Annotated in this window: 20 protein-coding genes and 1 pseudogene; 11 read left to right on the top strand and 10 right to left on the bottom strand. The window is 53.1% G+C overall.

What is annotated here, in order from left to right:
- Nucleotides 1-128 precede the first annotated feature (128 nt).
- From ubiG to yfaE, 4 genes are all read left to right on the top strand, one after another.
- A complete protein-coding gene (gene ubiG, locus M975_RS03290) occupies nt 129-848 on the top strand; it encodes a bifunctional 2-polyprenyl-6-hydroxyphenol methylase/3-demethylubiquinol 3-O-methyltransferase UbiG (RefSeq protein ID WP_064557255.1) in 720 nt (239 codons plus the stop codon).
- Between the two features lie 357 nt (nt 849-1,205).
- Nucleotides 1,206-3,491 (top strand): class 1a ribonucleoside-diphosphate reductase subunit alpha, encoded by a 2,286-nt coding sequence (nrdA, locus tag M975_RS03285; protein ID WP_064557254.1) that lies wholly within the window; start codon nt 1,206-1,208, stop codon nt 3,489-3,491.
- Between the two features lie 102 nt (nt 3,492-3,593).
- Nucleotides 3,594-4,724 (top strand): class Ia ribonucleoside-diphosphate reductase subunit beta, encoded by a 1,131-nt coding sequence (gene nrdB / locus M975_RS03280; protein WP_064517141.1) that lies wholly within the window; start codon nt 3,594-3,596, stop codon nt 4,722-4,724.
- Nucleotides 4,725-4,727: 3 nt separating this feature from the next.
- Nucleotides 4,728-4,982 carry a class I ribonucleotide reductase maintenance protein YfaE gene (gene yfaE / locus M975_RS03275; protein WP_064557253.1) on the top strand — a complete coding sequence of 85 codons (255 nt, stop codon included), beginning with the start codon at nt 4,728-4,730 and terminating at the stop codon, nt 4,980-4,982.
- Between the two features lie 36 nt (nt 4,983-5,018).
- On the opposite strand, the gene glpT is transcribed toward yfaE, so the two are convergent.
- Nucleotides 5,019-6,374: a glycerol-3-phosphate transporter gene (gene glpT, locus M975_RS03270; RefSeq protein WP_064557252.1), complete on the bottom strand. Its 1,356-nt coding sequence runs from the start codon at nt 6,372-6,374 to the stop codon at nt 5,019-5,021.
- Nucleotides 6,375-6,613: 239 nt separating this feature from the next.
- On the opposite strand from glpT, the gene glpA reads away from it, so the two are divergent.
- The 3 genes from glpA to glpC are packed head-to-tail and all read left to right on the top strand — an operon-like array spanning nt 6,614 to nt 10,684.
- Complete coding sequence (gene glpA, locus M975_RS03265; protein WP_064557251.1) at nt 6,614-8,233, top strand: anaerobic glycerol-3-phosphate dehydrogenase subunit A; 1,620 nt, start codon at nt 6,614-6,616, stop codon at nt 8,231-8,233.
- Entirely contained in the window at nt 8,230-9,498 is a 1,269-nt protein-coding gene (glpB, locus tag M975_RS03260) for a glycerol-3-phosphate dehydrogenase subunit GlpB (protein ID WP_064557250.1), read from the top strand. Before glpA ends, glpB begins: the two co-directional genes overlap by 4 nt.
- Complete coding sequence (glpC, locus tag M975_RS03255; protein ID WP_064557249.1) at nt 9,485-10,684, top strand: anaerobic glycerol-3-phosphate dehydrogenase subunit GlpC; 1,200 nt, start codon at nt 9,485-9,487, stop codon at nt 10,682-10,684. The genes glpB and glpC overlap by 14 nt, the downstream gene beginning before the upstream one ends.
- 3 nt (nt 10,685-10,687) lie before the next feature.
- Here glpC and M975_RS03250 read toward each other — a convergent pair whose 3' ends face one another.
- Nucleotides 10,688-11,884: a nicotinamide mononucleotide deamidase-related protein YfaY gene (locus M975_RS03250; RefSeq protein ID WP_064557248.1), complete on the bottom strand. Its 1,197-nt coding sequence runs from the start codon at nt 11,882-11,884 to the stop codon at nt 10,688-10,690.
- 193 nt (nt 11,885-12,077) lie between these two features.
- Nucleotides 12,078-12,620, bottom strand: a complete 543-nt coding sequence (locus tag M975_RS03245; protein WP_064557247.1) for a YfaZ family outer membrane protein — start codon at nt 12,618-12,620, stop codon at nt 12,078-12,080.
- A 248-nt stretch (nt 12,621-12,868) separates the two neighbouring features.
- On the opposite strand from M975_RS03245, the pseudogene M975_RS03240 reads away from it, so the two are divergent.
- Nucleotides 12,869-14,070 (top strand): annotated as a pseudogene (locus M975_RS03240) (catalase).
- Between the two features lie 30 nt (nt 14,071-14,100).
- On the opposite strand, the gene M975_RS03235 reads toward M975_RS03240, so the two are convergent.
- Together M975_RS03235 and tctD are read right to left on the bottom strand one after the other, a co-directional pair.
- A complete protein-coding gene (locus M975_RS03235; RefSeq protein ID WP_064557246.1) occupies nt 14,101-15,507 on the bottom strand; it encodes a sensor histidine kinase in 1,407 nt (468 codons plus the stop codon).
- Complete coding sequence (gene tctD / locus M975_RS03230) at nt 15,494-16,168, bottom strand: transcriptional regulator TctD (protein ID WP_064557245.1); 675 nt, start codon at nt 16,166-16,168, stop codon at nt 15,494-15,496. Before tctD ends, M975_RS03235 begins: the two co-directional genes overlap by 14 nt.
- Nucleotides 16,169-16,300: 132 nt before the next feature.
- On the opposite strand from tctD, the gene M975_RS03225 reads away from it, so the two are divergent.
- The 3 genes from M975_RS03225 to M975_RS03215 all read left to right on the top strand — a co-directional run bounded on the left by M975_RS03225 (nt 16,301) and on the right by M975_RS03215 (nt 19,384).
- Nucleotides 16,301-17,281, top strand: coding sequence for a Bug family tripartite tricarboxylate transporter substrate binding protein (locus tag M975_RS03225; protein WP_064557662.1), 981 nt, complete (start codon nt 16,301-16,303; stop codon nt 17,279-17,281).
- A gap of 12 nt (nt 17,282-17,293) precedes the next feature.
- Nucleotides 17,294-17,725 (top strand): tripartite tricarboxylate transporter TctB family protein, encoded by a 432-nt coding sequence (locus tag M975_RS03220; RefSeq protein ID WP_064557244.1) that lies wholly within the window; start codon nt 17,294-17,296, stop codon nt 17,723-17,725.
- A gap of 147 nt (nt 17,726-17,872) precedes the next feature.
- The gene (locus M975_RS03215; RefSeq protein WP_064557243.1) at nt 17,873-19,384 is read left to right on the top strand and encodes a tripartite tricarboxylate transporter permease; all 1,512 of its coding nucleotides are present in this window, start codon (nt 17,873-17,875) and stop codon (nt 19,382-19,384) included.
- 23 nt (nt 19,385-19,407) lie between these two features.
- Here the strand turns inward: M975_RS03215 and menE are convergent, their stop codons facing one another.
- Genes menE through menD form a run of 5 tightly spaced genes read right to left on the bottom strand, consistent with a single transcriptional unit; the run spans nt 19,408 to nt 25,034 of the window.
- Nucleotides 19,408-20,769 carry an o-succinylbenzoate--CoA ligase gene (gene menE, locus M975_RS03210; RefSeq protein ID WP_064557242.1) on the bottom strand — a complete coding sequence of 454 codons (1,362 nt, stop codon included), beginning with the start codon at nt 20,767-20,769 and terminating at the stop codon, nt 19,408-19,410.
- Nucleotides 20,766-21,731: an o-succinylbenzoate synthase gene (gene menC / locus M975_RS03205; RefSeq protein ID WP_064557241.1), complete on the bottom strand. Its 966-nt coding sequence runs from the start codon at nt 21,729-21,731 to the stop codon at nt 20,766-20,768. The genes menE and menC overlap by 4 nt, the downstream gene beginning before the upstream one ends.
- Complete coding sequence (menB, locus tag M975_RS03200) at nt 21,731-22,588, bottom strand: 1,4-dihydroxy-2-naphthoyl-CoA synthase (protein ID WP_064557240.1); 858 nt, start codon at nt 22,586-22,588, stop codon at nt 21,731-21,733. Before menB ends, menC begins: the two co-directional genes overlap by 1 nt.
- Entirely contained in the window at nt 22,585-23,367 is a 783-nt protein-coding gene (gene menH / locus M975_RS03195) for a 2-succinyl-6-hydroxy-2,4-cyclohexadiene-1-carboxylate synthase (RefSeq protein WP_064557239.1), read from the bottom strand. Before menH ends, menB begins: the two co-directional genes overlap by 4 nt.
- Complete coding sequence (gene menD, locus M975_RS03190) at nt 23,364-25,034, bottom strand: 2-succinyl-5-enolpyruvyl-6-hydroxy-3-cyclohexene-1-carboxylic-acid synthase (RefSeq protein ID WP_064557238.1); 1,671 nt, start codon at nt 25,032-25,034, stop codon at nt 23,364-23,366. Before menD ends, menH begins: the two co-directional genes overlap by 4 nt.
- Nucleotides 25,035-25,076: the final 42 nt, after the last annotated feature.

The raw sequence follows: 25,076 nt of genomic DNA, 5'->3' as shown, positions 1-25,076 counted from the left end.
TGTCCCGGATTCAAAGGTCGCAAATTATAACACAATCGCCCTACTGTGGGGAAACCAGAAGAACTACACATCTACCCTAAATAATTCGTATACTCCCGCCACGAAACGAGCAAGGAGTGAGTAGCCACATGAATGCCGAAAACCAACCGGTAATCCAGAACGTCGACCATGATGAAATCGCCAAATTCGAAGCCGTTGCCTCACGCTGGTGGGATTTAGAAGGCGAATTTAAACCTTTGCACCGTATTAACCCGTTACGCCTGGGTTATATCAGCCAGCGTGCTGGTGGGTTATTCGGTAAAACGGTGCTTGATGTTGGCTGTGGTGGCGGGATTCTGGCGGAAAGCATGGCACACGAAGGTGCCACTGTGACAGGTTTAGATATGGGGTTCGAGCCATTACAGGTCGCGAAACTTCACGCACTGGAAAGCGGAATTCAGGTGGATTACGTTCAGGAAACCGTTGAGCAGCACGCGGATAAGTTCGCCGGGAAGTATGACGTCGTCACCTGTATGGAAATGCTCGAGCACGTGCCGGATCCGAAATCGGTCGTCACTGCCTGCGCAAAATTAGTCAAACCGGGCGGCCACGTCTTTTTCTCCACACTTAACCGCAATGGCAAATCCTGGCTGATGGCGGTTGTGGGTGCGGAATACATTCTGCGCATGGTGCCAAAAGGCACGCATGATATTAAGAAATTCATCAAACCTGCTGAATTACTGGCCTGGGTTGACGAAACGCCACTGCGTGAACGCCACATCACCGGGCTGCATTACAACCCGTTGACCAACACGTTCAAACTGGCACCGGGTGTTGATGTTAACTATATGTTGCACACCGAAGCGTAAAATCAGGTTATTTAACCTGGTCAGCCTGATAGATTTTGCGCAGCATCAAGTTGCGCAATTATCCATTAAGTTTAAGAAATCAGCACTCGATCAAAAATATCATTTTTTTTGCATCCCATTGACAATTGTCACAGGCCTTATGTGACGTGGACTTAGCGAATTTCCGCTTGTCACAACCTTAAATCCGTCTCGAAATCAATACTTGTTCTCAGCCGATTAGTTACTAGAATACTCACCATATAGTGATCAAGTAATCCACAACCCCCTAGATATAGTATTCATCCACAAGGTTAGCCACTAGAGGCCAACCGTGGAGCAATGGGGCATTTTTCATTTCACGGACAGGTACAAACGCACATGAATCAGAGTCTGCTGGTTACAAAACGTGACGGTCGCACTGAGCGTATCGATCTGGATAAAATCCATCGAGTTCTGGATTGGGCCGCCGAAGGCTTGAATAACGTATCCGTATCACAGGTTGAACTGCGCTCGCACATCCAGTTTTATGACGGCATCAAAACCTCTGATATTCATGAAACCATCATCAAAGCCGCCGCAGATTTAATCTCTCGCGAAGCGCCTGATTACCAGTACCTGGCCGCACGCCTGGCCGTTTTCCATCTGCGCAAAAAAGCTTACGGTGAATTCGAACCGCCTAAACTCTATAACCATGTCGTGAAAATGGTTGAGATGGGCAAATACGATCAACATCTGCTGGAAGACTACACGGAAGAAGAGTTCAAGCAGATGGACGATTACATCGACCATGAACGCGACATGAGCTTCTCCTACGCGGCGGTTAAACAGCTCGAAGGTAAATACCTGGTTCAAAACCGTGTAACCGGTGAAATCTACGAAAGCGCCCAGTTCCTCTACATTCTGGTTGCTGCCTGCCTGTTCTCCGGCTACCCACGTGAAACCCGTCTGAGCTACGTGAAACGTTTTTACGATGCGGTTTCCTTGTTCAAAATTTCTCTGCCTACGCCGATTATGTCAGGCGTGCGCACCCCTACTCGCCAGTTCAGCTCTTGTGTCCTGATCGAGTGCGGCGACAGCCTGGACTCCATCAACGCCACTTCCAGCGCGATTGTGAAATATGTTTCCCAACGTGCGGGTATCGGTATCAACGCCGGTCGCATCCGTGCGCTGGGTAGCCCGATTCGTGGCGGTGAAGCATTCCACACCGGCTGTATCCCGTTCTATAAACACTTCCAGACCGCAGTGAAATCCTGCTCTCAGGGCGGCGTGCGTGGCGGTGCTGCGACACTGTTCTACCCAATGTGGCATCTGGAAGTTGAAAGCCTGTTAGTGCTGAAAAACAACCGTGGTGTTGAAGGCAACCGCGTCCGTCACATGGACTACGGCGTGCAAATCAACAAACTGATGTACACCCGTTTGCTCAAAGGCGAAGACATCACCCTGTTCAGCCCGTCTGACGTTCCAGGCCTGTACGACGCATTCTTTGCAGACCAGGAAAAGTTCGAACAGCTGTATACCCAATACGAAAAAGATGACAGCATCCGTAAGCAACGCGTGAAAGCCGTTGAGCTGTTCTCACTGATGATGCAAGAACGTGCTTCTACTGGCCGTATCTACATTCAGAACGTTGACCACTGCAACACCCACAGCCCGTTTGATCCGGCTATCGCGCCAGTTCGCCAGTCTAACCTGTGCCTGGAAATCGCGCTGCCGACCAAACCAATGAATGACATTAACGACGAAGACGGTGAAATTGCGCTGTGTACGCTGTCCGCATTCAACCTGGGCGCTATCAACAGCCTTGATGAGCTGGAAGAGTTAGCGATTCTGGCAGTACGCGCTCTGGATGCGCTGCTGGATTACCAGGACTACCCAATTGTTGCCGCTAAACGTGGTGCGATGGGTCGCCGTACTCTGGGTGTGGGCGTGATTAACTTCGCTTACTACCTGGCGAAGAATGGCGTTCGTTACTCCGATGGCAGCGCCAACAACCTGACGCACAAAACCTTCGAAGCTATTCAGTATTACCTGTTGAAAGCCTCGAACGAACTGGCGAAAGAGCAAGGCCCTTGCCTGTGGTTCAACGAAACCACATACGCAAAAGGCATTCTGCCAATCGACACCTATAAGAAAGACCTGGATGTGATCAGCAACGAGCCGTTGCATCTGGACTGGGAAGCGTTGCGTGAGTCAATCAAAACTCACGGCCTGCGTAACTCAACACTTTCTGCATTGATGCCGTCTGAAACCTCATCGCAGATTTCTAACGCCACCAACGGTATCGAGCCACCGCGCGGTCATATCAGCATTAAAGCATCGAAAGACGGTATCCTGCGCCAGGTTGTGCCTGATTACGAAACGCTGAAAGACAACTATGAGCTGCTGTGGGAACTGCCAAATAACGACGGTTACTTGCAATTAGTTGGTTTGATGCAGAAATTTATCGACCAGTCGATCTCTGCAAACACTAACTACGACCCAACTCGCTTCCCGTCTGGTAAAGTGCCGATGCAGCAGTTGCTCAAAGATTTGCTCACCGCCTATAAATTCGGTGTGAAAACGCTTTATTATCAGAACACCCGCGACGGTGCTGAAGATGCGCAAGACGACCTGGCACCTTCAATCCAGGACGACGGCTGCGAAAGCGGCGCATGTAAAATCTGATTTTAAGCACCCTCGCCCCAACACCACTCCGTCTTCTAATACCCTCTCCCTCACGGAGAGGGTTAGGGTGAGGGGGAAGCAAGAACAACAGGACCCCAATTAATGGCTTACACCACTTTTTCACAGACGAAAAACGATCAGCTTGCAGAACCCATGTTCTTTGGCCAGTCGGTTAACGTGGCTCGCTACGATCAGCAAAAATATGACATCTTCGAAAAGCTGATCGAAAAGCAACTTTCATTCTTCTGGCGCCCGGAAGAAGTGGACGTTTCCCGTGACCGTATTGACTATCAGGCTCTGCCGGATCACGAAAAACACATTTTCATCAGCAACCTGAAATACCAGACTCTGCTGGACTCCATTCAGGGCCGCAGCCCGAACGTGGCTCTACTGCCGCTGATCTCCATTCCGGAGCTGGAAACCTGGGTTGAAACGTGGGCGTTTTCCGAAACCATCCACTCACGCTCTTACACCCACATCATCCGTAATATCGTTAACGATCCGGCGATTGTGTTTGACGATATCGTGACTAACCAGGAAATCTTAAAGCGCGCAAAAGATATCTCCGGTTACTACGATCGTCTGATTGAGATGACCAGCTACTGGCATCTGCTGGGTGAAGGTACGCACAACGTTAACGGCAAAACCGTGACCGTGAACCTGCGAGCACTCAAGCGCCAGCTCTATTTGTGCCTGATGAGCGTGAACGCGCTGGAAGCGATTCGCTTCTATGTCAGCTTCGCTTGTTCCTTCGCATTCGCCGAGCGCGAACTGATGGAAGGCAACGCGAAAATCATCAAACTGATTGCTCGTGACGAAGCGCTGCACCTGACCGGGACTCAGCATATGCTGAACCTGATGCGCTCCGGTGAAGACGATCCTGAAATGGCGGAAATCGCCCAGGAATGCCGCCAGGAATGCTATGACCTGTTTGTACTGGCCGCCGAGCAAGAAAAAGAGTGGGCAAGCTATCTGTTCCGCGACGGTTCGATGATCGGTCTGAACAAAGATATTCTGTGCCAGTATGTTGATTACATTACCAACATCCGTATGCAGGCAGTCGGCCTGGATTTGCCATTCAAGACTCGTTCAAACCCAATCCCATGGATCAACGCATGGTTGGTTTCTGACAACGTGCAGGTCGCACCGCAAGAAGTAGAAGTGAGTTCTTATCTGGTGGGTCAGATTGATTCGAACGTTAACACCGACGATTTAAGCGATTTCCAGCTGTAAGTTATGGCTCGAATTACGCTACGAATCAGCGGAGCACAACTCCTGTGTGAAGAAGAACATCCTTCCCTGCTGGCGACTCTGGAATCTCACCAGGTCGCCGTGGAATATCAGTGCCGGGAAGGTTATTGCGGCTCCTGCCGCATCCGGCTGACGGCAGGCGAAGTGAAGTGGCTTACCGAACCGCTGGCGTTTATCCAGCCTGGTGAAATACTGCCCTGCTGCTGCCAGGCGCAGGGCGATATTGAGATAGAGATGTAAAAAAACCTCCAGCGGAGGTTTTTTATTTTCTGCAGATTACTGACCTTCCCGCGCTTTCATTTCCTGGTGATGTTTGTTTTCACCCACCATCACCACCAGCAGCAGAATCACGGCCATAATACTGCCGCCTATCATCACCATAAAGCCGCCGTCCCAGCCGAAGAAATCAACGGTATAACCCACAATGGCACTCGCGGCGACCGACCCACCGAGGTAGCCGAACAAGCCAGTGAAGCCCGCTGCCGTTCCCGCGGCTTTTTTCGGTGCCAGTTCCAGCGCGTGCAGGCCAATCAGCATCACCGGTCCGTAGATCAGGAAGCCAATCACAATCATACACGCCATATCCACACCCGGATTTCCCGGTGGGTTCAGCCAGTACACAATGGTCGCAATCGTCACCAGAATCATAAAGAACACGCCGGTTGCGCCACGGTTGCCTCTGAACACTTTGTCCGACATCCAGCCACACAGCAGCGTGCCCGGGATCCCTGCGTATTCATAAAGGAAATAAGCCCAGGATGATTTATCCAGCGCGAAGTGCTTCACTTCTTTCAAATAGGTTGGCGACCAGTCGAGAATGCCGTAACGCAGCAAGTAGACAAAAACGTTAGCAATGGCGATGTACCACAGCAGGCGGTTAGGGAAAACGTACTGCATGAAGATCTGTTTAGCCGTCAGTTCCTCTTCCGTTTTGTCGTTGTAGTCGTCCGGGTAATCGTTTTTGTACTCTTCGATTGGCGGCAAGCCGCAGGATTGCGGGGTATCGCGCATTAATGCAAAGGCAATCAGCGCCACCAGAATCGCCGCTAAGGCTGGCATATAAAGTGCCGCATGCCAGTCGTTAAACCACGCCATCCCGAGTAAGAACAGCAACGGCGGCAAGCCACCACCCACGTTATGTGCGCAGTTCCAGACAGAAACAATTCCGCCACGCTCTTTCTTAGACCACCAATGCACCATCGTGCGCCCGCACGGCGGCCAGCCCATGCCCTGGAACCAGCCGCATAAGAACAACAGCACAAACATCACTGCGATGCTTGATGTCGCCCAGGGCACAAACCCCATAAATAGCATCACGGCTGCCGCCAGAATCAAACCGGCGGGTAAGAAAACGCGTGGATTCGAGCGGTCAGAGACTGACCCCATGATGAATTTTGAAAAGCCGTAGGCGATAGAAATACCGGAAAGCGCGAATCCTAAATCCCCTCGCGAGAAACCTTGCTCAATCAAGTACGGCATCGCCAGGGTGAAGTTTTTACGCACCAGATAGTAGGCCGCATAACCGAAGAAGATCCCCATGAAGATTTGCCAGCGCAGGCGTTTATAAGTTGGATCTATGTGCTCGCTTTTCAGCCGTGGCTGATGGGCGGTAGGTTTGAAAATGCTCAGCATAAATGCCTCCGTGGCAGGTTTTATCAGGCAATGTTCTTTTGCGAGCGCATGGTAAGAATTATCCCGTCTGGTTAGTGTGAAACACCCCGCAAATTATTACATTTTTATTACAAACTATCGAAATAGTGCATGGCATCACACTTCACTTTCGATTTATGCTCGAATTTGCTCGATATCAAACATTGATAGTCTTTTCTGTGGCTGAATAGCGTTCAAGAGGTTCTTTCCAGGAGAAGCGCATGAACGCGGATAGCAAAGAAAGGGATGTCATTATTATTGGTGGAGGTGCAACGGGTGCCGGGATTGCCCGTGACTGTGCGCGACGCGGGTTACGCACGCTACTACTGGAAAGGCATGATATCGCCACCGGTGCGACAGGCCGAAACCATGGCTTACTCCACAGCGGCGCGCGATACGCCATGACCGATAGCGAGTCGGCCCGCGAGTGTATTGAAGAAAACCGCATCCTTAAACGCATTGCTCGCCACTGTATTGAGCGCACAGACGGGTTGTTTATCACCCTTCCTGAAGATGATTTAGCCTTGCAGAGCATGTTTATTGCGGCATGCCAGGACGCCGGAATCAATGCTCAACAGCTCGACCCTAAAGAAGCATTACGGATAGAACCTGCGGCCAATCCTGCGCTTATAGGTGCTGTTCGCGTGCCGGATGGAACTGTCGACCCCTTCCGCCTGACCGCCGCCAATATGCTCGATGCCAGAGAACATGGCGCAGAAATTCTTACCGGGCAGGAAGTTACCGGGTTGATTCGCCAGGGGACTCGCGTTACGGGTGTCAGGGTCTACAACCACCAGAGCCATCAACACCACGATTTATATGCAAATATCGTCGTCAATGCTGCCGGGATCTGGGGGCAGCGTATCGCTGAATATGCTGATTTAAGTATTCGCATGCTGCCTGCAAAAGGCTCGTTACTGATCCTGGGCCACCGCATCAACAATATGGTGATCAACCGCTGCCGCAAACCTGCTGATGCCGATATTCTGGTGCCCGGCGATACCATTTCGCTGATTGGTACCACGTCAACACCTGTTGAGTACGACCAAATCGACAATATGCGCGTCACGCCGCAAGAGGTCGATATCCTTATTCGTGAAGGATCTAAACTTGCGCCCAAACTTGCAGCCACCCGCATTTTGCGTGCCTACGCTGGCGTTCGCCCACTGGTTGCCAGCGATAACGATCCGACCGGACGCAACGCCAGCCGGGGGATCGTATTAATGGATCACGCAAAGCGTGACGGAATGGACGGCTTTATCACCATCACTGGCGGCAAACTCATGACCTACCGCCTGATGGCTGAATGGGCCACCAATGCGGTGTGCGAAAAACTCGGTCATTCCAGCCCCTGCACCACAGCAACCGTCCCGCTTCCTGGTTCAGGAAGCTCGCAAGAAGAGACACTCAGTAAAGTCATTTCCCTGCCGCCAACCATCCGCCGCTCTGCTGTCTGGCGCCACGGCGATCGTGCCGAACAACTTCTGGCTGGCGACCGCCTGAGCAACAGCCTGGTTTGCGAATGTGAAGCGGTAACGGCCGGTGAAGTTCGCTACGCGGTCAATAAACTGACTGTCATCAATCTTGGCGATTTACGCCGCCGCACTCGCGTGGGTATGGGCACCTGCCAGGGTGAGTTATGCGCCTGTCGCGCCGCCGGTTTATTACAACGTTTTGGCACGTCATCGCCTGCGCAATCGCTCGACCAGTTATCGCTTTTTCTCAATGAACGCTGGAAAGGGATCCGCCCCATCGCCTGGGACGATGCGCTCAGGGAAAGCGAATTTACCGCCTGGGTGTACCAGGGGTTGTGCGGGCTAAAAAAAGGAACACCACAATGAAATTCGACAGCCTGATTATTGGCGGTGGACTCGCCGGACTGGTGTGCGGTATCCGTCTGGCGGAAGCGGGCCTGCATTGCGCTATCGTCAGTCGCGGGCAAAGCGCACTGCATTTTTCGTCCGGATCGCTGGATTTACTGGCAGAGCTGCCCGATGGCAGCCCGGTAAACTCCCCCCTGGATGCACTGGCAGCATTAAAATTGCAGGCACCAGAACACCCTTATAGTCTGATGGGGGCGCAAAACGTACAGCGTTTCGCGATGGAGAGTGAAGCGTTGCTGGCCCGTTGCCATATCACGCTCACGGGCAGCTATAAGCAGAACCACCAGCGTATTACGCCGCTTGGAATTGAACGTGCAACGTGGCTTAGCCCAATGGAAATCCCCGTAGCCCCCCTTCCGTGGAAACACATCACGGTAGTCGGTATTGCCGGTTTTCTCGATTTTCAGCCAGAACTTGTCGCGGGTTCACTGGCAGAAAACCACATCAATGTGAAAACCGCGGAACTGACGCTTCCCGCACTGGACACGTTACGCAATAACCCCAGCGAGTTCCGCGCCGCCAATATCGCCCGCGTACTGGATATGCCAGAACAGCAACGCCTGCTTATTGATGAGCTTAAAACGCTGGCGCATGACACTGATGCCCTGTTCCTTCCGGCATGCCTCGGGAGTGAAGATGATAAAGCCTGGCAGGCGATAAGCCGTGAATTACCCTGCCCGCTTCGCCTGTTACCCACACTTCCACCTTCGGTGCTCGGTATGCGGTTGTATCACCAGTTGCGCCGCCGTTTTCAGCAACTCAACGGGATAATGATGCCCGGCGATGCCGTGGTGAGGACGGAAACACAGCAGCAAAATATTAGTGCGATTTTCACCCGCAACCACGCAGAAGTCCCGCTGCGGGCAAACCATTATGTCCTCGCCAGCGGCAGCTTTTTCAGTAACGGCCTTGAGGCAAAATTCAGCGGTATACGCGAACCCGTTTTTGACCTCGATATCTGCGCCCCAGCCGAGCGTGAAGCGTGGTGCAAAGAGGACTTTTTCAGCCCGCAGCCGTATTTGCAGGCAGGCGTTGCCGTTGATAAACATTTCCACCCCGCCCGCGCCGGGCAACTTATCGAAAACCTTTATGCCATCGGTTCGGTACTAGCCGGGTTCGACCCGCTGCAACAAGGTTGTGGCGCGGGTGTGTCAATGACTGGTGCGCTGCATGTCGCACAACGCATTCTTGAATCGCAGGGGGCGGCCCATGAATCTGTTTGATGAAACCAGTTTTGAAAACTGCATTAAATGCACTGTCTGCACTACTGTCTGCCCGGTCAGCCGGGTTAACCCGGACTACCCCGGTCCTAAGCAGTCCGGGCCTGATGGAGAGCGCCTGCGCCTGAAAGATGCTGCACTTTATGACGACGCCCTTAAATTTTGCACTAACTGCAAACGCTGCGAGGTCGCCTGCCCGTCTGATGTGAAAATTGGCGATATTATCCAGCGTGCTAAAGCGCGTTATGGCAAAACACCCTTTAAATTAAGAGATGCCATTCTCAGCCATACCGATTTGATGGGCACGCTTTCGACGCCGTTTGCACCGCTGGTGAACACCGCGACATCTCTTATGCCGGTGCGAAACTTGCTTGATAAAACGCTCGGCATCGACAGCCACCGCGCATTACCGAAATACTCCTCGGGAACATTTCGTCAGTGGTATCGCAAACATGCCACAGCGCAAAAATCCTTTGCTGAGCAAGTGGCGTTTTTCCACGGTTGCTATGTGAATTACAACCACCCGCAGCTGGGCAAAGATCTGGTGAGCGTCATGAATGCCATGGGCTTTGGCGTACAGCTGCTGGAACGTGAAAAGTGCTGCGGCGTACCCTTAATTGCTAACGGTTTTATCGACAAAGCGAAAAAGCAGGCAGCAATTAACGCGGCTTCTTTGGGCAAAGCCGTACTCGAGCAAGGGCTGCCGGTTATCGCGACGTCCTCCACCTGCACGTTTACATTGCGCGATGAATACCCGCAGGTGTTGGATATCGACACGCGCCCAATGCGTGACCACATTGAACTGGCAACTCGCTTTATCTGGAAGCAGCTCGAAGACGGGCGGGAGTTGAAACTGAAAGCGTTACCGCTGCGTATTGCTTACCACACGCCATGTCATATGGAGAAAATGGGCTGGTCACTCTACACGCTGGATCTACTGCGGCGCTTGCCGGGTGTGGAGCTGGTTATGCTGGAATCCCAGTGCTGTGGAATTGCAGGCACGTACGGGTTTAAAAAGGAAAACTATCAATTTTCACAAAGCATTGGCGCACCGTTATTCCAGCAGATTGAGGAGAGCGGCGTCGATTTGGTGGTCACAGATTGTGAAACCTGTAAATGGCAGATTGAGATGTCCACCAGTAAGAAATGCGAGCACCCGATTACGCTTTTGGCTCGGGCACTCGCATAGTTTTTAGATTTCTAGTGAGTCGACAACATTCACCCAGCCATGCTCAGCGGCGACATCCCAGCCGTTGAGCCAGCGGCGCAGCATGTTGAGGGCCATCATCGCGCAGACTTCCTGGCGTGTACGCAGGGCATAGCGGGTAACGTTGAATTTCACTTGCAGGCCATAAGTCCCTTTTGGCGTGTGCAATGCGAAATGAAGATGCTCGTCATCAAGACTCCCCACCACCAGCGCCAGAGCACTACCCGCCTGCAGCGCGAAGGTTTTTGCACGCTCAGTTATCTGCTGCAGTGTTTCAGGGCGTGCGGAAAGCACTTCACTATTACCCAGTGGCGCTTGCGCACTGGCGAGTTGCAGGCACAGCAGCCCGGCGGTGAATTGTTCACTGACGGCAATATTGAGTGACTGTTCGCGCAGGTGTTCCGCTAACTGTGCAGGTAAACCCTCGGTGCCCTCAAAAATTGCGCTTTCTCCCGCCACACGTTGCACTTGCGGCCAGACAGCTTCCATTGCCGCCCGCTGAGTGGCAGGACCGGTCAGTTTCAGCTCGATAATCGGCATGGATGAGCGATAGCCCATCACCGCGCCTTCGGGTAATGACAGCGGTTCAAGGCTTTGCGCCAACTCGCTTTCAGAACGCCCGAAGGTCGTCAGGCGCAGGCAAACTGGCGGCTCAGGCAACACAAAACGCTCACGCAGGCGCGGCATGATTTGTTGATCAACCATCACTTTAAATTCGGAAGGAACGCCTGGGGTGAAGAACATCAGGCAGCGGTTGAGTTGCAGAGCAAACCCGCATGCGGTACCGACTGGGTTATCGACCATTTCGCTGGTTGCCGGAATAAGCGCTTGTTTGCGGTTGCTCGGTGCCATTTCACGCCCGCGTTCGGCAAAGAAACGTTCCATATGCTCAAGCCATTGCTGGTGCATAACCAGCTCCACGCCTGCAGCAGTAGCGGCGGCCTGCGCACTGAGGTCATCGCTGGTTGGCCCAAGGCCACCGTTCACAATCAGGACATCAGCATGTTCGCTGCGCTCTTTGAGCACCGCGATTAAATCGTCAAGACTGTCGCCCACCGTGTTACGGCGCGACATCGGTAAACCCTGGTTAAAAAAGTAATCAGCAAGCCAGGCTGCGTTGGTATCAATAATTTGACCATGCAGCACTTCGTCGCCGGTAGACAGCATTTCCACTTTTATCATTGTTGCGCTCCGCGGGAAGATAACGGTTCACAATATCGCAAATTAATTTGAGGATTACCAAAAAGATAATCCTCAAAGGATTTCGTGTTGCAGGAAGGCGGCAAAGCCGTAAGTCTCTGGAAGCATAGATAACTATGCGACCAGGGCGCGCAGCAGCAGCCAACGCCCCTGCAACGCGAAAGACGAAGAGGATTTAGAAACCAGCGGAAACGCCGACGTATGGACCGTCTGCAATAGCGTTATCACCGTCGCCATCTTTACCGTTAACACCGATATAGCGATAACCGGCTTCAACAGTGATTGGGCGAATGATCGTCCAACGAGCACCCGCACTGGCTTCCTGGTAATCTTTCACACCGCTGGAAAGAGAATCTGGAGAGTAGTAGTAATCACCAAATATGGAGAAGCTATCGAAAATCTTCCAGCTCAGACCACCACCCACTGCCAACGCATAACCTTCATCAGCATCTTTCGGATTCAGGTAAACCGCACGGCCGCCCACAGTGCCCATAAATGGCCCTAATGGCACATTCAGACCAAGTCCCAAACCTGCGGTATCACCGTCGTCATCGTTATGGGCGTAGTTGCCGTTCATGGTCAGACCGGCAGAATCCTGGCCAAAACCTACCGCGATATTTGTATATTTCTCACCTGCCTGGCCGCTAACGCTGATAGCGCTTGCTGATGCAGATACGAGTGCTAAACCAGCAACACTGGCCAAAAGTAATTTGTTCATGCTTTCAATCCTGAGCAGAAAAAGGGATGTCCCTGAAAAAACGCCGATTTTACAGCCAGGGAGCAGGTAATCAATGCGTTAGAAATGCTTTTCTTCATTCGTTTGTAAGAAAATGAAAAAAACTGCCATTGTCAGGACGATGTTCATTAACTGCAGCGATAGAAAGTACCAAATAGCTGGGCGCTAATTATACCCTTATAAATAGAGGTGTAATTTCTTTGCGATATTACCGCTGCATACATTGATAAATGGAGATAACAAGGAGTAAGAAAGGATTAACAACTGCATCCGGTGCTCCCGTAGCCCACAATAATAATGTTGCAACCGTGGGCCCACGTGGCCCAATGCTGCTACAGGACGTTTGGTTTTTAGAAAAGCTGGCCCATTTCGATCGTGAAGTCATTCCAGAGCGTCGCATGCACGCCAAAGGCTCTGGCGCCTTTGGTACGTTCACCGCCACCCACGATATTACGAAATACACCCGTGCAAAAATTTTCTCAGAGCCTGGAAAAAAACCGACCTGTTCCTGCGTTTTTCAACGGTTGCTGGTGAGCGCGGCGCCGCCGACGCTGAACGTGATATTCGCGGTTTTGGTAGCTACACATTTAGTTTTATCAATAGTGACAATCAGCGATTCTGGGTGAAATTCCACCTGAAAACTCAGCAAGAAATTACCAACTTAATGGACGATGAAGCCGCTGCGATTATTGCCAATGATCGTGAAAGCTCTCAGCGTGATTTGTTTGATGCCATTGAAGGAGGCAATTTCCCGCGCTGGAAATTGTTCGTGCAAATTATGCCGGAAGCGGAAGCCTCACAGACGCCATATAACCCGTTTGATTTGACCAAAATCTGGCCACATGGCGATTATCCCCTGATTGAAGTAGGCGAGCTGGAGTTAAACCGTAACCCAGATAACTATTTTGCCGACGTTGAGCAAGTGGCAATGTCTCCGGCAAACGTTGTGCCGGGCATCAGTTTCTCTCCAGACCGCATGTTGCAGGGCCGCCTGTTCTCATACGGCGACGCGCATCGCTACCGTTTAGGCGTTAACCATCACCAAATCCCGGTTAATGCACCAAAATGCCCGTTCCATAATTATCATCGTGATGGTGCGATGCGCGTTGATGGCAACAGCAGCAATAGCGTGACGTATGAGCCAAATAGCTTCAATGTGTTCCAGGAGCAGCCTGATTTCAGCGAACCACCGTTAAGTATCGAAGGTGCGGCGGACCACTGGAATCATCGTGAAGATACTGACTATTTCTCTCAGCCACGCGCCCTGTATAACCTGCTGAGTGCTGCAGAACATCAACGCATGTTTAACCGTATCGCCGGTGATATGAAAGATGTTCCGGAGTTTATTCAGGAGCGTCAGATTGCCCTGTTTCGCGAGGTGCACCCGGAATATGGCGCAGGCATTGCGGCGGCGTTGAAAGCCTTGAAATAACGTTGTAATAGAGAAAGTGGTGGATGAGGTTTATCCACCACTTAATTTCACTCTCACCAATAATCCCCCCGATGGCGAACGTAGTAATTCAGGCCGCGTGCGATGGTAACGGGCAATATCGCTGACCAGTGCCAGCCCAATGCCCGCACCACTTTGTTCGGCGCTGTTATCTAACCGATGGAATGGCATCAGCGCGTGGCGCACTTGCCCGCTTTCAATTCCAGGACCGTTGTCTTCTATTTCAAGCCAGACAATTTGCGCTTCATCACAACTCACCCGAATGGTGACGATACCGTTTTCAGGTGTGTATTTCAGGGCGTTATCCAGCAGGTTCATGCACATCTCCCCCAGCAGGACAGGCTCACCGGTTATCCATGCAACAGGTAATCCTTCATAACCGAGATCGATATTTTTGCTTCGCGCCTGCGCCATGCTCGAGAAACAACACGCCTGGGCGATTTTCACTAAATCAACCGCCTCTATCGCCTGCCCTTCTGTCTGGTCAAGTCGGCTTAAGCGCGAAAGCTGTAATAAGCGTTCGGTCAAATGGATGGTGTTATCCAGCGTGGTTTGCATCGCCAGCAGGCTTTCGCGCCACTGCATCGGGTCAGGGCTACTGAGTGCCACAGAAGCCTGGGTTTTCAGCACTGTGAGCGGCGTCCGTAGCTGGTGTGAAGCATCGGCACTGAATCGCGCTTGCCTGGCCAGCACACTGCGCAGGCGGTCGATATAACGGTTAAAAGAGACAATCAACAAACGGGTTTCCGACCACGGCAATAGATCAGGCAACGGGGTGAGATCGCCAGAACCACGGCGCACCATCAGCACTGAAAGCTGGCGCATCGGTTTAAGCACTCGTCTTAAAAGTAAATACGCCAGCGTCAGCGTCAGTAAAACCAGCCCCCCTTGAGTCAGCGTTGAAGAGATGAGCAACCGCACCGCCAGGTAGCGCCGCGACTGTATAGTTTCGGCCACGATAATTTGCGCCATGCCATTAACCCCGCCTTCATTGACGGGTTGCAGCAGGCGAGCAACGCGAATGCTTTGCCCCTGATACGTCGCGTTATAAAACCAGGCCAGAGCCGGATAAAGCTCAGTACCTGGTGTGTTTGCAGGCATGTCGGGTAAGTCGTCGTAACCCGAAATCACTTTGCCCTGCGTGTCGGTAACTTTGTAATACAGCCGGTCGTTCATGTTGCGCTCGAAGCTGTCGAGCACCACCCACGGAACATCAACAGCCAATTTCCCGTCATGCACGACGAGCTGTTCTGCCACAGTTCGCGTCGAAGCAAGTAATGTGCGGTCGTAGGCCTGAGTTGCGGCATTCATCGCACTCAAATAGCTGCTAACCGCAGAAAACCCCCAAAGAATAAATAACGGTAAACCAAGAAAGAGAAGTAATTGTCCAAAGAGTGATTTCGGTTTAAAGGTGCGCATCGCAGCACTCCAGCACATACCCCAACCCACGTAGTGTCGTGATCTGCACATTGCTGGTGGCCAGTTTTTTGCGTAGCCGATGAATATAGAGTTCAATACTTTCCGGGCTGGCATCGTCGCTAAGACTAAAGACTTGTTCAAAAAGTTGCTGCTTGGGCACCGGGCGTGTGCGGCGATACATCAGCACCGTCAGGATTGCGTGCTCGCGGGGCGTTAACGCCAGCGGTTTATTTTCCAGTAAGAAATAACCGTCATCGTGAAAAGCGAGTTGCCCGAGCTGTTGCTGCTCATGAATTTGCCCTTCACTGCGCCGTACCAGCGCCCGTAACCGGGCATCCAGTTCTTCCAGTTCAAAAGGCTTTGGCAAATAATCATCTGCCCCGGTATTCAGCCCTTTCACCCGGTCATTTACCGTGCTGCGCGCCGTTAGCAACAGAACGGGAACTGTTTGTCCGCGCTTGCGTAAGCGCTGCAACACTTCAAGACCATCCATTCTCGGCATGCCAATATCCATCACCACGACCGCATAACGTTCGTTTTGTAATAGATGGTCGGCTGCCTGCCCGTCAAACACGCAATCCACCGCAAAGCCCGCTTGTATCAGGGCTTTCTCCAGCCAGTGAGCCAGCTCACGGTTATCTTCAGCCAGTAAGAGACGCATATCACATCCTGTAAAATTTCGGCACGAATGAAAGGTAAATGAAAGGTTAATGACTTAACAATCACGCAACCGAGCTACTGCAAGGCGGCTCACATAATGAGAAACATCTACCGGTTTAACGTGAGGATGAAAATGAAACGTACCCTGCTCTCTGCCCTTACCGCTTCGGCCCTTTTATTGACCGCTTTTAGTTCACTGGCAGCAGAAGTCCCTTCCCGTACTGAATGTATCGCCCCGGCGAAACCTGGCGGCGGTTTTGACCTGACCTGCAAACTGATTCAGGTCAGCCTGCAAGAAACCGGCGTGCTGGAAAAACCGATGCGTGTGACCTACATGCCCGGTGGCGTTGGCGCCGTTGCCTATAACGCTATCGTTGCGCAGCGCCCTGCGGAAGCAGGCACTGTTGTTGCCTTTTCCGGCGGCTCACTGCTAAACCTGTCGCAGGGTAAATTTGGCCGCTATGGCGTGGATGACGTGCGCTGGCTGGCAAGTGTGGGCACCGACTACGGCATGATTGCCGTGCGTGCTGATTCACCATGGAAAGATTTGAAATCCCTGCTCGCCGCGATGGAAAAAGACCCTAATAGCGTGGTGATTGGTGCGGGTGCTTCTATCGGCAGCCAGGACTGGATGAAGACGGCGTTGCTGGCGAAAAAAGCCAATGTTGACCCACACAAAATGCGTTATGTCGCCTTCGAAGGCGGTGGTGAACCGGTGACCGCGCTGATGGGCAACCACGTGCAGGCGGTGTCTGGCGATCTGAGCGAAATGGTGCCGTATCTCAAAGGTGACAAGCTGCGCGTGCTGGCGGTGTTTGCCAATGATCGCCTGCCGGGTGAACTGGCGCAAATCCCAACGGCTAAAGAACAAGGTTTTGACCTGGTATGGCCGATTATTCGTGGCTTCTACGTTGGCCCGAAAGTGAGTGATGCGGAATACCAGTGGTGGGTGGATACCTTTACCAAACTCCAGCAAACCGAAAATTTCAAAAAGCAACGTGACTTGCGCGGCCTGTTTGAGTTCAACATGTCAGGTAAAGAGCTTGATGAATACGTGAAGAAACAGGTCACAGGCTATCGTGAACAGGCCAAAGCATTCGGTCTTGCGAAGTAATCGGAGGCGATGATGAGTGATCGTATTTTTGCCGGTATCTGGATTGCGTTGTGTATTGCCGGCCTGTTTATCGGCTGGCAAATCCAGAGCGAATATAGCTATGAACCCGTAGGGCCGCGCCCGTTTCCTGTCGCCATTATTGGTCTGATGTTGGTGTGCTCAGTGTTGCTGCTTCTGCGCCACCCAGACGTAGTGGAGTGGCCGCATCGCCAGACGCTGCAACGGTTGCTGATTATGGTTATCGCGCTGGCGCTCTACGCATGGGCATTTGAATGGCTTGGCTTCCCGCTGGCAACCACGCTCCTCACCGCCTGTGTCGGTTTGTTGTTTGGTGCGACCATTCCGGCGGCATTAATTTCCGGCGTGGTCATGGGCGGAGTGTTGTTCTACTCCTTTGACCGCCTGCTGGATGTGACGCTGCCACTCGGTGTCTGGCTGAACTGACCTACGATCTAGCCCCTTTAGATTTCGAGGTGCAGGAAGGCGGCAAACTCAGGTATCCCCAGGAGCTTACTAAAGTAAGTGACTGGGGTGCGTGAGTGCAGCCAACGCATCTGCAATTTGAAAGATTACGGGGCGAACGGAGTACTTATGGATACCTGGTTCTATTTATCACAAGGTTTTGCCGTTGCGCTGACGCCGGAAAACCTGATGATTGCCCTGATTGGCTGCTTTGTTGGCACCATTGTTGGGCTGCTGCCGGGCCTCGGCCCGATTAACGGTGTAGCAATATTATTGCCATTAGCCTTTGCTCTGAAACTGCCGCCAGAATCGGCGCTTATCCTGCTGGCAACGGTTTATATCGGCTGTGAATACGGGGGGCGTATCTCGTCGATACTGCTCAACGTACCGGGAGATGCCGCCGCGATTATGACTGCGCTCGACGGCTATCCCATGGCGAAGCAGGGTCGTGGTGGTGTGGCATTGTCGATTTCCGCCGTCAGCTCGTTTATCGGCTCACTGCTGGCAATCATCGGAATTATTCTTTTTGCCCCTGCACTGGCGCAGTGGTCACTGGCGTTTGGGCCAGCCGAATACTTCGCCTTAATGGTTTTTGCCATCGCCTGCCTCGGCAGCATGATGGCGCAAAATCCGCTGAAATCTTTCCTTGCAGCGTTGATTGGCCTGGGTCTTGCCACCGTCGGAGTAGATGCCAACACCGGGGTTTATCGCTTCACTTTTGATAGCGTTCATCTCTCCGACGGTGTGCAATTTATCGTGGTCGTGATTGGTTTGTTCTCGGTTTCAGAGATTTTGCTGATGCTGGAAAGCACCAGCAGCGGGCAAGTGCTGGTGCGCAAAACCGGGCGCATGATGTTCAGCATGAAAGAGGCCGCACACTGTACCGGGGCCACGTTACGCTCCTCGGTGATCGGTTTCTTTGTCGGGATTTTGCCGGGTGCGGGGGCCACCATCGCCAGCGCGATTGCCTATATGACCGAGAAGAAGATCAGCGGCAATAGCGACACGTTTGGTAAAGGTGATATTCGCGGCGTCGCCGCACCGGAAGCGGCAAACAACGCTTCTGCCTGCGGCTCGTTTATTCCGATGTTAACGCTTGGTGTGCCGGGGTCGGGCACCACCGCAGTGATGATGGGCGCGCTGACGCTGTATAACATTACGCCGGGGCCTGCGATGTTTACCGAGCAGCCGGATATCGTCTGGGGGCTGATTGCTTCGCTGCTGATTGCCAACGTGATGCTGCTTATTATGAACATCCCGTTAATCGGCTTCTTTACCAAAATGCTGAGTATTCCGTTGTGGTTCCTGGTGCCCACTATTGCCGCCGTTTCTGCGGTTGGCGTGTATGCCGTACACAGCACGACGTTTGACTTGTTGTTGATGGTTGGGTTGGGTGTGCTGGGTTACATCCTGCGTAAAATGCACTTCCCGATGTCACCATTAATTTTGGGCTTCGTGCTGGGTGAAATGCTCGAGCAAAACCTGCGCCGGGCACTGTCTATCAGCAATGGCGGCCTGAGCATTCTGTGGGAAAGTGGTGTGGCAAAAGGGCTGTTGATTATGGCGATTGTGGTCATCGTTGTGCCGCCGGTTCTGCGTTTGATTCGTCGCCAGCGGAAGCCCGCAGTGGACCTGGGTTAATATGCGGTAAAAAGCGGGTGGCTTTAATTAGCCACCCGCTCTATCCATAACTTTAACTGCACCCGCGAAATCTTAATCCCGCCCTGCCTGAGTTCATCAGGCAAACGCAACCAACGAACCGGCTGCTGGAAACGCGCCACTTTGCCCTGTAGCCATTCGGCGAGCAGTGAGAGATCTAAACTCTCATCGGCTTCCACGACTGCAACCGGGCGCTGACCAAATTCAGCATCATCAACGGGCACGACAAACGCCTGCTTAACCGCAGGGTGAGTCACAATTACACGCTCAACTTCTTCGGGTTGGATCCCTTCCCCGCCGCTGAAAAACAGGTTATCAAGGCGGCCAAGAATCGTCAGGCGCTTGCCCGTAAGAACACCACGATCGCGAGTGGCAAACCAGCCCTGAGAATTAACCAGCGGCTCGACTTTCCCGGTTTTCCAGTAACCCGCCGCCAGGCTGCTTGCACGGATCCAGACTTCTTCATCGACCACTTTTACTTCGCGACCGGGGAGCGCTTCACCTACATCCGGCAGGCCGTCGGCACGTTTCGCACACACCGTCGAAGCCAGCTCCGTTAACCCGTAACCACACCAGCAATTGATGCCTTTCTCCTGCGCCGCCTGTGTTAGTTCAACGGGTATCGCCGCACCGCCCAGCAACACTTCATGCAGCGTTAACGGTTGTTCTTGTTCCAGCAAACGCCAGAGCTGAGTCGGCACCAGTGACGCATGCGTACAGCCTTGCAGTGCATGGCTTAACGGGTGTAAATCGCGCACCACCATGCAACCACCTGCCAGTAACCAGCGCCACAAAATGCCCTGGCCGGAGACATGGAACAAAGGCAGTGATAACAGCCAGCTGTCGCTCGCACCGTAGCTCATTACCGCCAGCACACCTGCGGCACTGGCAAGATGGGCATCACCGGTATGAACGGCTGCTTTGGGTAAACCGGTGGAGCCAGAGGTCAGCGTCATCGACGTTAATCGCGACGGTTGCCAGTCAACCTGAAAGCCAGAGCCTTCCGTCATCGCCAACGAATTGATGCCAGTAACGGTAAGCGGATCACCAAATGTTAGCGCATGGCTGATGGTCAAATCGGGCAAAAGCTGTTCCAGCAAAGCGCCCGGCAACTGCGGGTTGAGCGGTAAAATACGCGCCCCGCACTGTAATAATGCGAGATACGCTAACACCATTTCGGGGCAGTTTTTCGAACGCAGCACCACGCCTTGCCCTTCCCACACGCCCTGGTGATGGAAACCACCTGCCAGCGCATCAATACGCTGGCATAGTTCGCGCCACGTAAGGCTCTCGTCACCCAGTGTTAATGCGGGTTCGGCACTACGAATCTGTGCCCAGTGCTGCCAGGGGAAATCTTGAAAACTCATAGCACTTGCTCAAGGGATTCCAGTGACCAGCACGGTAACGGACTGCCTGGCCATTCGCGCACCAGTTGAGCCTGCATCAACGATAGCGTATCAAGGCCCGGCAGCGTTTGCGGCGTCAGCCATGCCGCAATACGCGCAAGCTGTGTCAAACCCAGGCTGGACTCAATGGATGAGCTGATCACCGCCGTCAAACCCAGAGCATGAGCTTGTTCCACCTGCAGGCGAACTTTTGCCAGGCTACCGGTGAGCGTTGGTTTAATCACCACCGCACTCAAACCCGGTTCGGCAGCGAACTCAAAATCTGGCTCGCGCAGACTTTCATCCCATGCGATGGCGATACCGGTTTCACCGGCAAACTCACGAGATTGCTCACGGGTTTTGCACGGTTCTTCGATAAACGCGATGCGCGGGCGAAAGTCCGGGTTAACGTATTTGGCGAACTGCTGTGCTTTGAGCGGTGTCCATGCACGGTTGGCATCAAGGCGCAGACGCAAATCGGGCATCGCTTCCAGCAGAAGGTTGACCACCATGCCGTCGCGCACCGCTTCATACAAACCCACTTTCACCTTGGCGATTTTCTCGCCGGGAATAGCCTCTAGCATGGCAAACAGTTCATCAGGGTCGCCAGTACACAACGGGGCTGCACGGTAATCCGCAGCCTGCGGTAATTCGCCACTGATTTCAGCCAGCGCACAACTCAGGCCAAATGCCACGGATGGCATTTCAGGCAATTCAGTTTGCGCACCCGTTTGCCAGGCTTGCAGCCAGGTTTGTGCAACGCTCAAAGCATCATCGACGGTTTCTGTGCTAAAACCGGGCAACGGAGAGATCTCACCCAAGCCCTGTTTTCCACCGTCAGTCAGACGAACCAGCAGCCCATCACGTGTTTTCAGGCGCCGCTCGCGCAGCACCACTCCCGCATCCATCGGCACCTGAAAGCGCCACAGTTCGACGCTGCGCATTACGGGTTCCGTTTAAATTTGCTGAAGTCAGGCTGGCGTTTTTGGTTGAACGCGTTGCGGCCTTCCTGACCCTCTTCGGTCATGTAGAACAGCATCGTGGCGTTACCCGCCAGTTCCTGCAAACCGGCCTGGCCGTCGCAATCGGCATTCAGCGCGGCTTTCAGGCAGCGCAGTGCCATCGGGCTGTTTTGCAGCATTTCGCGGCACCAGCGCACGGTCTCTTTTTCAAGATCGGCATTTGGCACAACGGTATTCACCAGACCCATATCCAACGCTTCTTTCGCATCGTACTGGCGGCACAGGAACCAAATTTCACGCGCTTTTTTCTGGCCGACAATACGCGCCATATAAGAAGCACCCCAGCCACCGTCGAACGAACCCACTTTAGGGCCAGTCTGACCGAAGACGGCGTTTTCAGCAGCGATAGTCAGGTCACACATCATATGCAGCACGTGGCCGCCGCCGATGGAGAAACCCGCCACCATTGCCACCACAGGCTTTGGACAGGTACGAATCTGACGCTGGAAATCCAGCACATTCAGGTGATGGGTGCCGCTTGCATCCTGGTAGCCGCCGTAGTCGCCACGCACTTTCTGGTCACCGCCTGCGCAGAAGGCTTTATCGCCTTCGCCAGTCAGAATGACAGTGCCGATATTGTCGTCATAACGGGCGTCAGCCAGCGCGTTAATCATCTCTTTCACCGTCAACGGGCGGAATGCGTTACGCACTTCCGGACGGTTGATGGTGATTTTAGCGATACCGTCAGCCGATTTGTGATAACGGATATCGGTGTAACCTTCCGAGCAATCCTGCCATTCAACCGGCGCGTAAAGCATTTCTTCATCTGGATAAATCATGGTGTTTCCTCGATAAGTTTTCGCAATAAAGGGGACAGACAGGTGCTAAATTCACCAGGATTTTCCCGGTGCGCGTTGTGGCCTGCGCCAGTAATAAGGTGCGGTGATAAGCCTAAGCTTTGCGCTATGGCCCGGAATTTCTCATCCCGCTCACCACAAAAATAGTAAAACGGCAGCGGCAATTGTTTCAGCACTGTCCGTAAATCCGGCTGGTTGCCCAATGATGTCGCCATGAGCATGGCGGCAAGGCTTACCGCATTATTCTCACAACGAACAGCGACTAACGCATCACGTTGCTGATTGTTTAACGTCTGAAAAACGGCCTGTTGATACCAGTCGTTGAGCACATTTTTTAATGGTTCATTCAGCAGACGCTGCGCCCAACGGTGGTCGTTGACTTGCCTTTCACGGCGGGAGTTTTCATCAACAAGACCAGGATGACTCCCCTCAACCACCAGTCCGCATAAACCGGTATTATCCCCCTGACAAGCATGGTACATCCCCACACGCCCGCCAAGTGAATAGCCAATCAACCAGTAATTAAGGATGTTGTAACTAAGCAGTGTGGCGCGTAGCAGTTTATCAACTTGTGCAAAGCTATCTGCCGTTATATCGGCTGATTTGCCGTGCCCGGGCAAATCGATGCGCAGTTGCGGCCAGTCGTTAAAGTGCCCGCTGACGTCTTCCCACTCCTGCTGGCTGCCTAAAAAACCGTGCAGCCAGACCAGACACGGCAAGTTTGCATCGCGCCCTTCACGATAAACCGCATGCAGAATCATGCCAGGCTAACCTGCGCCAGCAAGTGTTGCAGGGTTTGCGCACCATCAGTTTCAGGCACATTCAGTTCGATGATCGTCGCATGTGGTTGTCGCCAGGCTTTGCTGACCGCGTTATACAGCTCGTCCCAGCAAGTCGGGTTGCCGTACTCGAGGCCAAACATCGCCGCCGCATGGGAAAAATTAACGTTTTGCGGCATGGTGTAGAAACGCTCGCGTTCGGTTGCAGGGGTTGGCAACAGCGAGAAAATTTGCCCGCCATTGTTATTCACGATCAGCAAAACAAACGGCGCAGAAACCTGGCGTAACAGGGCAAGAGAGTTGATGTCATAAAGTGCAGAAAGATCACCCACAATCGCCAGCGTCGGACGGGCGGTGGCGCGTTGTACGCCAGCCGCGGTAGAAAGCAAACCGTCGATACCGCTGGCCCCTCGGTTGCTAAACACCGGGTAACCCGCAGGCAACTGCGCGAAAGAATCCACCAGGCGAACGATCAGGCTGTTGCCAACAAACAGCTGCCCGGCATCAGGTAACAATTCCGGTAAACGGGCAGCCACTTGCGCTTCGCCAAATTCGGTCGTGCCCTTTTTCACCGCCTGCTGTGCAATTTTCGCCAGTGTGGTTAATTTCTCATCCCAGGCAATGCGTTTTTCCGCCGGATGCAGCTCCAGCCACTGCGAGATATCGCAGGACAAACGACGGCCACGATGATTGGCGGGGTCCAGTCTGCCGGGCAGGTTATCCACCAGCCAGTACTCTTCCGGCTCGCATGTCGCCTGCCATTGCAGAACGCGTTTTCCTGTCAGGCTGCTGCCAAACTGGATAATAATTTGTGCTTCGGCAAGCTCGTCGACCGCCCGGCTATTGCCCAGCCATAAGTCAGCACAAGGCAGCGGTTGTCCGGTTTGCGATAACACATCGCCAATCAGCGGCCAGCCCAGCATTTTCGCCCAGGCGGCAACCTGTTTACCTTCTTCAGCATTCAAACGCCCGGCAACGACCACACCACGCTTTTGCCGCCAGAAAAACCAGTCCCGCTGTTTAACCGCTTCGTTCGCTGAACCCGTACGCAGCCAGGGTTTATCGCTATGCCACCAGTCGCCGAGCGCCTGTTGCCAGCTCATGCCGGTTTCATCCGGTTCGCCATATAACGGCTCGGCGAACGGGCAATTGATGTGAACCGCACCATGCATCTGTTGGCCAAGTGCATTATCAATCGTCGAAACCAACCAGCGGGCAGGAATATCCTGCGTCGGACGCGGCAAATTGATCGCCTGAGTCGGATGAGTGCTGAAAATCCCAGGCTGGCGAATGGCCTGATTCGCGCCGCAATCAATAAGCTCTGGTGGACGATCGGCGGTCAATACCACCAATTTTTCACCCGTCAGACCCGCTTCAATAATGGCCGGATAGAGGTTTGCAACCGCCGTCCCGGAAGTCACAATAATCGCGACCGGAGCCTGACTGGCTTTTGCCAGCCCTAACGCCAGGTGCCCTAAACCACGTTCGTCAAAGTGTGTATGACAAATGAAAGCCCTATTTTCGGCCGCCCCAAGGGTAAGCGGTGTAGAACGCGAACCGGGAGCGATGCACACATGGCGTACACCGTGGCGGGTTAGCGCTTCAAGAATTACCGTAGCCCAACGGCGGTTAAATGAGCTTATCGACATGATTAAGTCCTGAGTCAATTTTGCTGACTCATTATAAATATT

The sequence above is a fragment of the Buttiauxella brennerae ATCC 51605 genome (assembly GCF_001654925.1).
In the GTDB taxonomy this organism is placed as follows: domain Bacteria; phylum Pseudomonadota; class Gammaproteobacteria; order Enterobacterales; family Enterobacteriaceae; genus Buttiauxella; species Buttiauxella brennerae.
Note: the sequence above shows the minus strand (reverse complement) of the source record. Positions and strands in the feature narration are given on the sequence as shown.

Coding starts and splice junctions, on each gene's coding strand:
- ubiG (WP_064557255.1), top strand. CDS start 129: ATGAATGCCGAAAACCAACCGGTAATCCAGAACGTCGACCATGATGAA.
- nrdA (WP_064557254.1), top strand. CDS start 1,206: ATGAATCAGAGTCTGCTGGTTACAAAACGTGACGGTCGCACTGAGCGT.
- nrdB (WP_064517141.1), top strand. CDS start 3,594: ATGGCTTACACCACTTTTTCACAGACGAAAAACGATCAGCTTGCAGAA.
- yfaE (WP_064557253.1), top strand. CDS start 4,728: ATGGCTCGAATTACGCTACGAATCAGCGGAGCACAACTCCTGTGTGAA.
- glpT (WP_064557252.1), bottom strand. CDS start 6,374: ATGCTGAGCATTTTCAAACCTACCGCCCATCAGCCACGGCTGAAAAGC.
- glpA (WP_064557251.1), top strand. CDS start 6,614: ATGAACGCGGATAGCAAAGAAAGGGATGTCATTATTATTGGTGGAGGT.
- glpB (WP_064557250.1), top strand. CDS start 8,230: ATGAAATTCGACAGCCTGATTATTGGCGGTGGACTCGCCGGACTGGTG.
- glpC (WP_064557249.1), top strand. CDS start 9,485: ATGAATCTGTTTGATGAAACCAGTTTTGAAAACTGCATTAAATGCACT.
- M975_RS03250 (WP_064557248.1), bottom strand. CDS start 11,884: ATGATAAAAGTGGAAATGCTGTCTACCGGCGACGAAGTGCTGCATGGT.
- M975_RS03245 (WP_064557247.1), bottom strand. CDS start 12,620: ATGAACAAATTACTTTTGGCCAGTGTTGCTGGTTTAGCACTCGTATCT.
- M975_RS03235 (WP_064557246.1), bottom strand. CDS start 15,507: ATGCGCACCTTTAAACCGAAATCACTCTTTGGACAATTACTTCTCTTT.
- tctD (WP_064557245.1), bottom strand. CDS start 16,168: ATGCGTCTCTTACTGGCTGAAGATAACCGTGAGCTGGCTCACTGGCTG.
- M975_RS03225 (WP_064557662.1), top strand. CDS start 16,301: ATGAAACGTACCCTGCTCTCTGCCCTTACCGCTTCGGCCCTTTTATTG.
- M975_RS03220 (WP_064557244.1), top strand. CDS start 17,294: ATGAGTGATCGTATTTTTGCCGGTATCTGGATTGCGTTGTGTATTGCC.
- M975_RS03215 (WP_064557243.1), top strand. CDS start 17,873: ATGGATACCTGGTTCTATTTATCACAAGGTTTTGCCGTTGCGCTGACG.
- menE (WP_064557242.1), bottom strand. CDS start 20,769: ATGAGTTTTCAAGATTTCCCCTGGCAGCACTGGGCACAGATTCGTAGT.
- menC (WP_064557241.1), bottom strand. CDS start 21,731: ATGCGCAGCGTCGAACTGTGGCGCTTTCAGGTGCCGATGGATGCGGGA.
- menB (WP_064557240.1), bottom strand. CDS start 22,588: ATGATTTATCCAGATGAAGAAATGCTTTACGCGCCGGTTGAATGGCAG.
- menH (WP_064557239.1), bottom strand. CDS start 23,367: ATGATTCTGCATGCGGTTTATCGTGAAGGGCGCGATGCAAACTTGCCG.
- menD (WP_064557238.1), bottom strand. CDS start 25,034: ATGTCGATAAGCTCATTTAACCGCCGTTGGGCTACGGTAATTCTTGAA.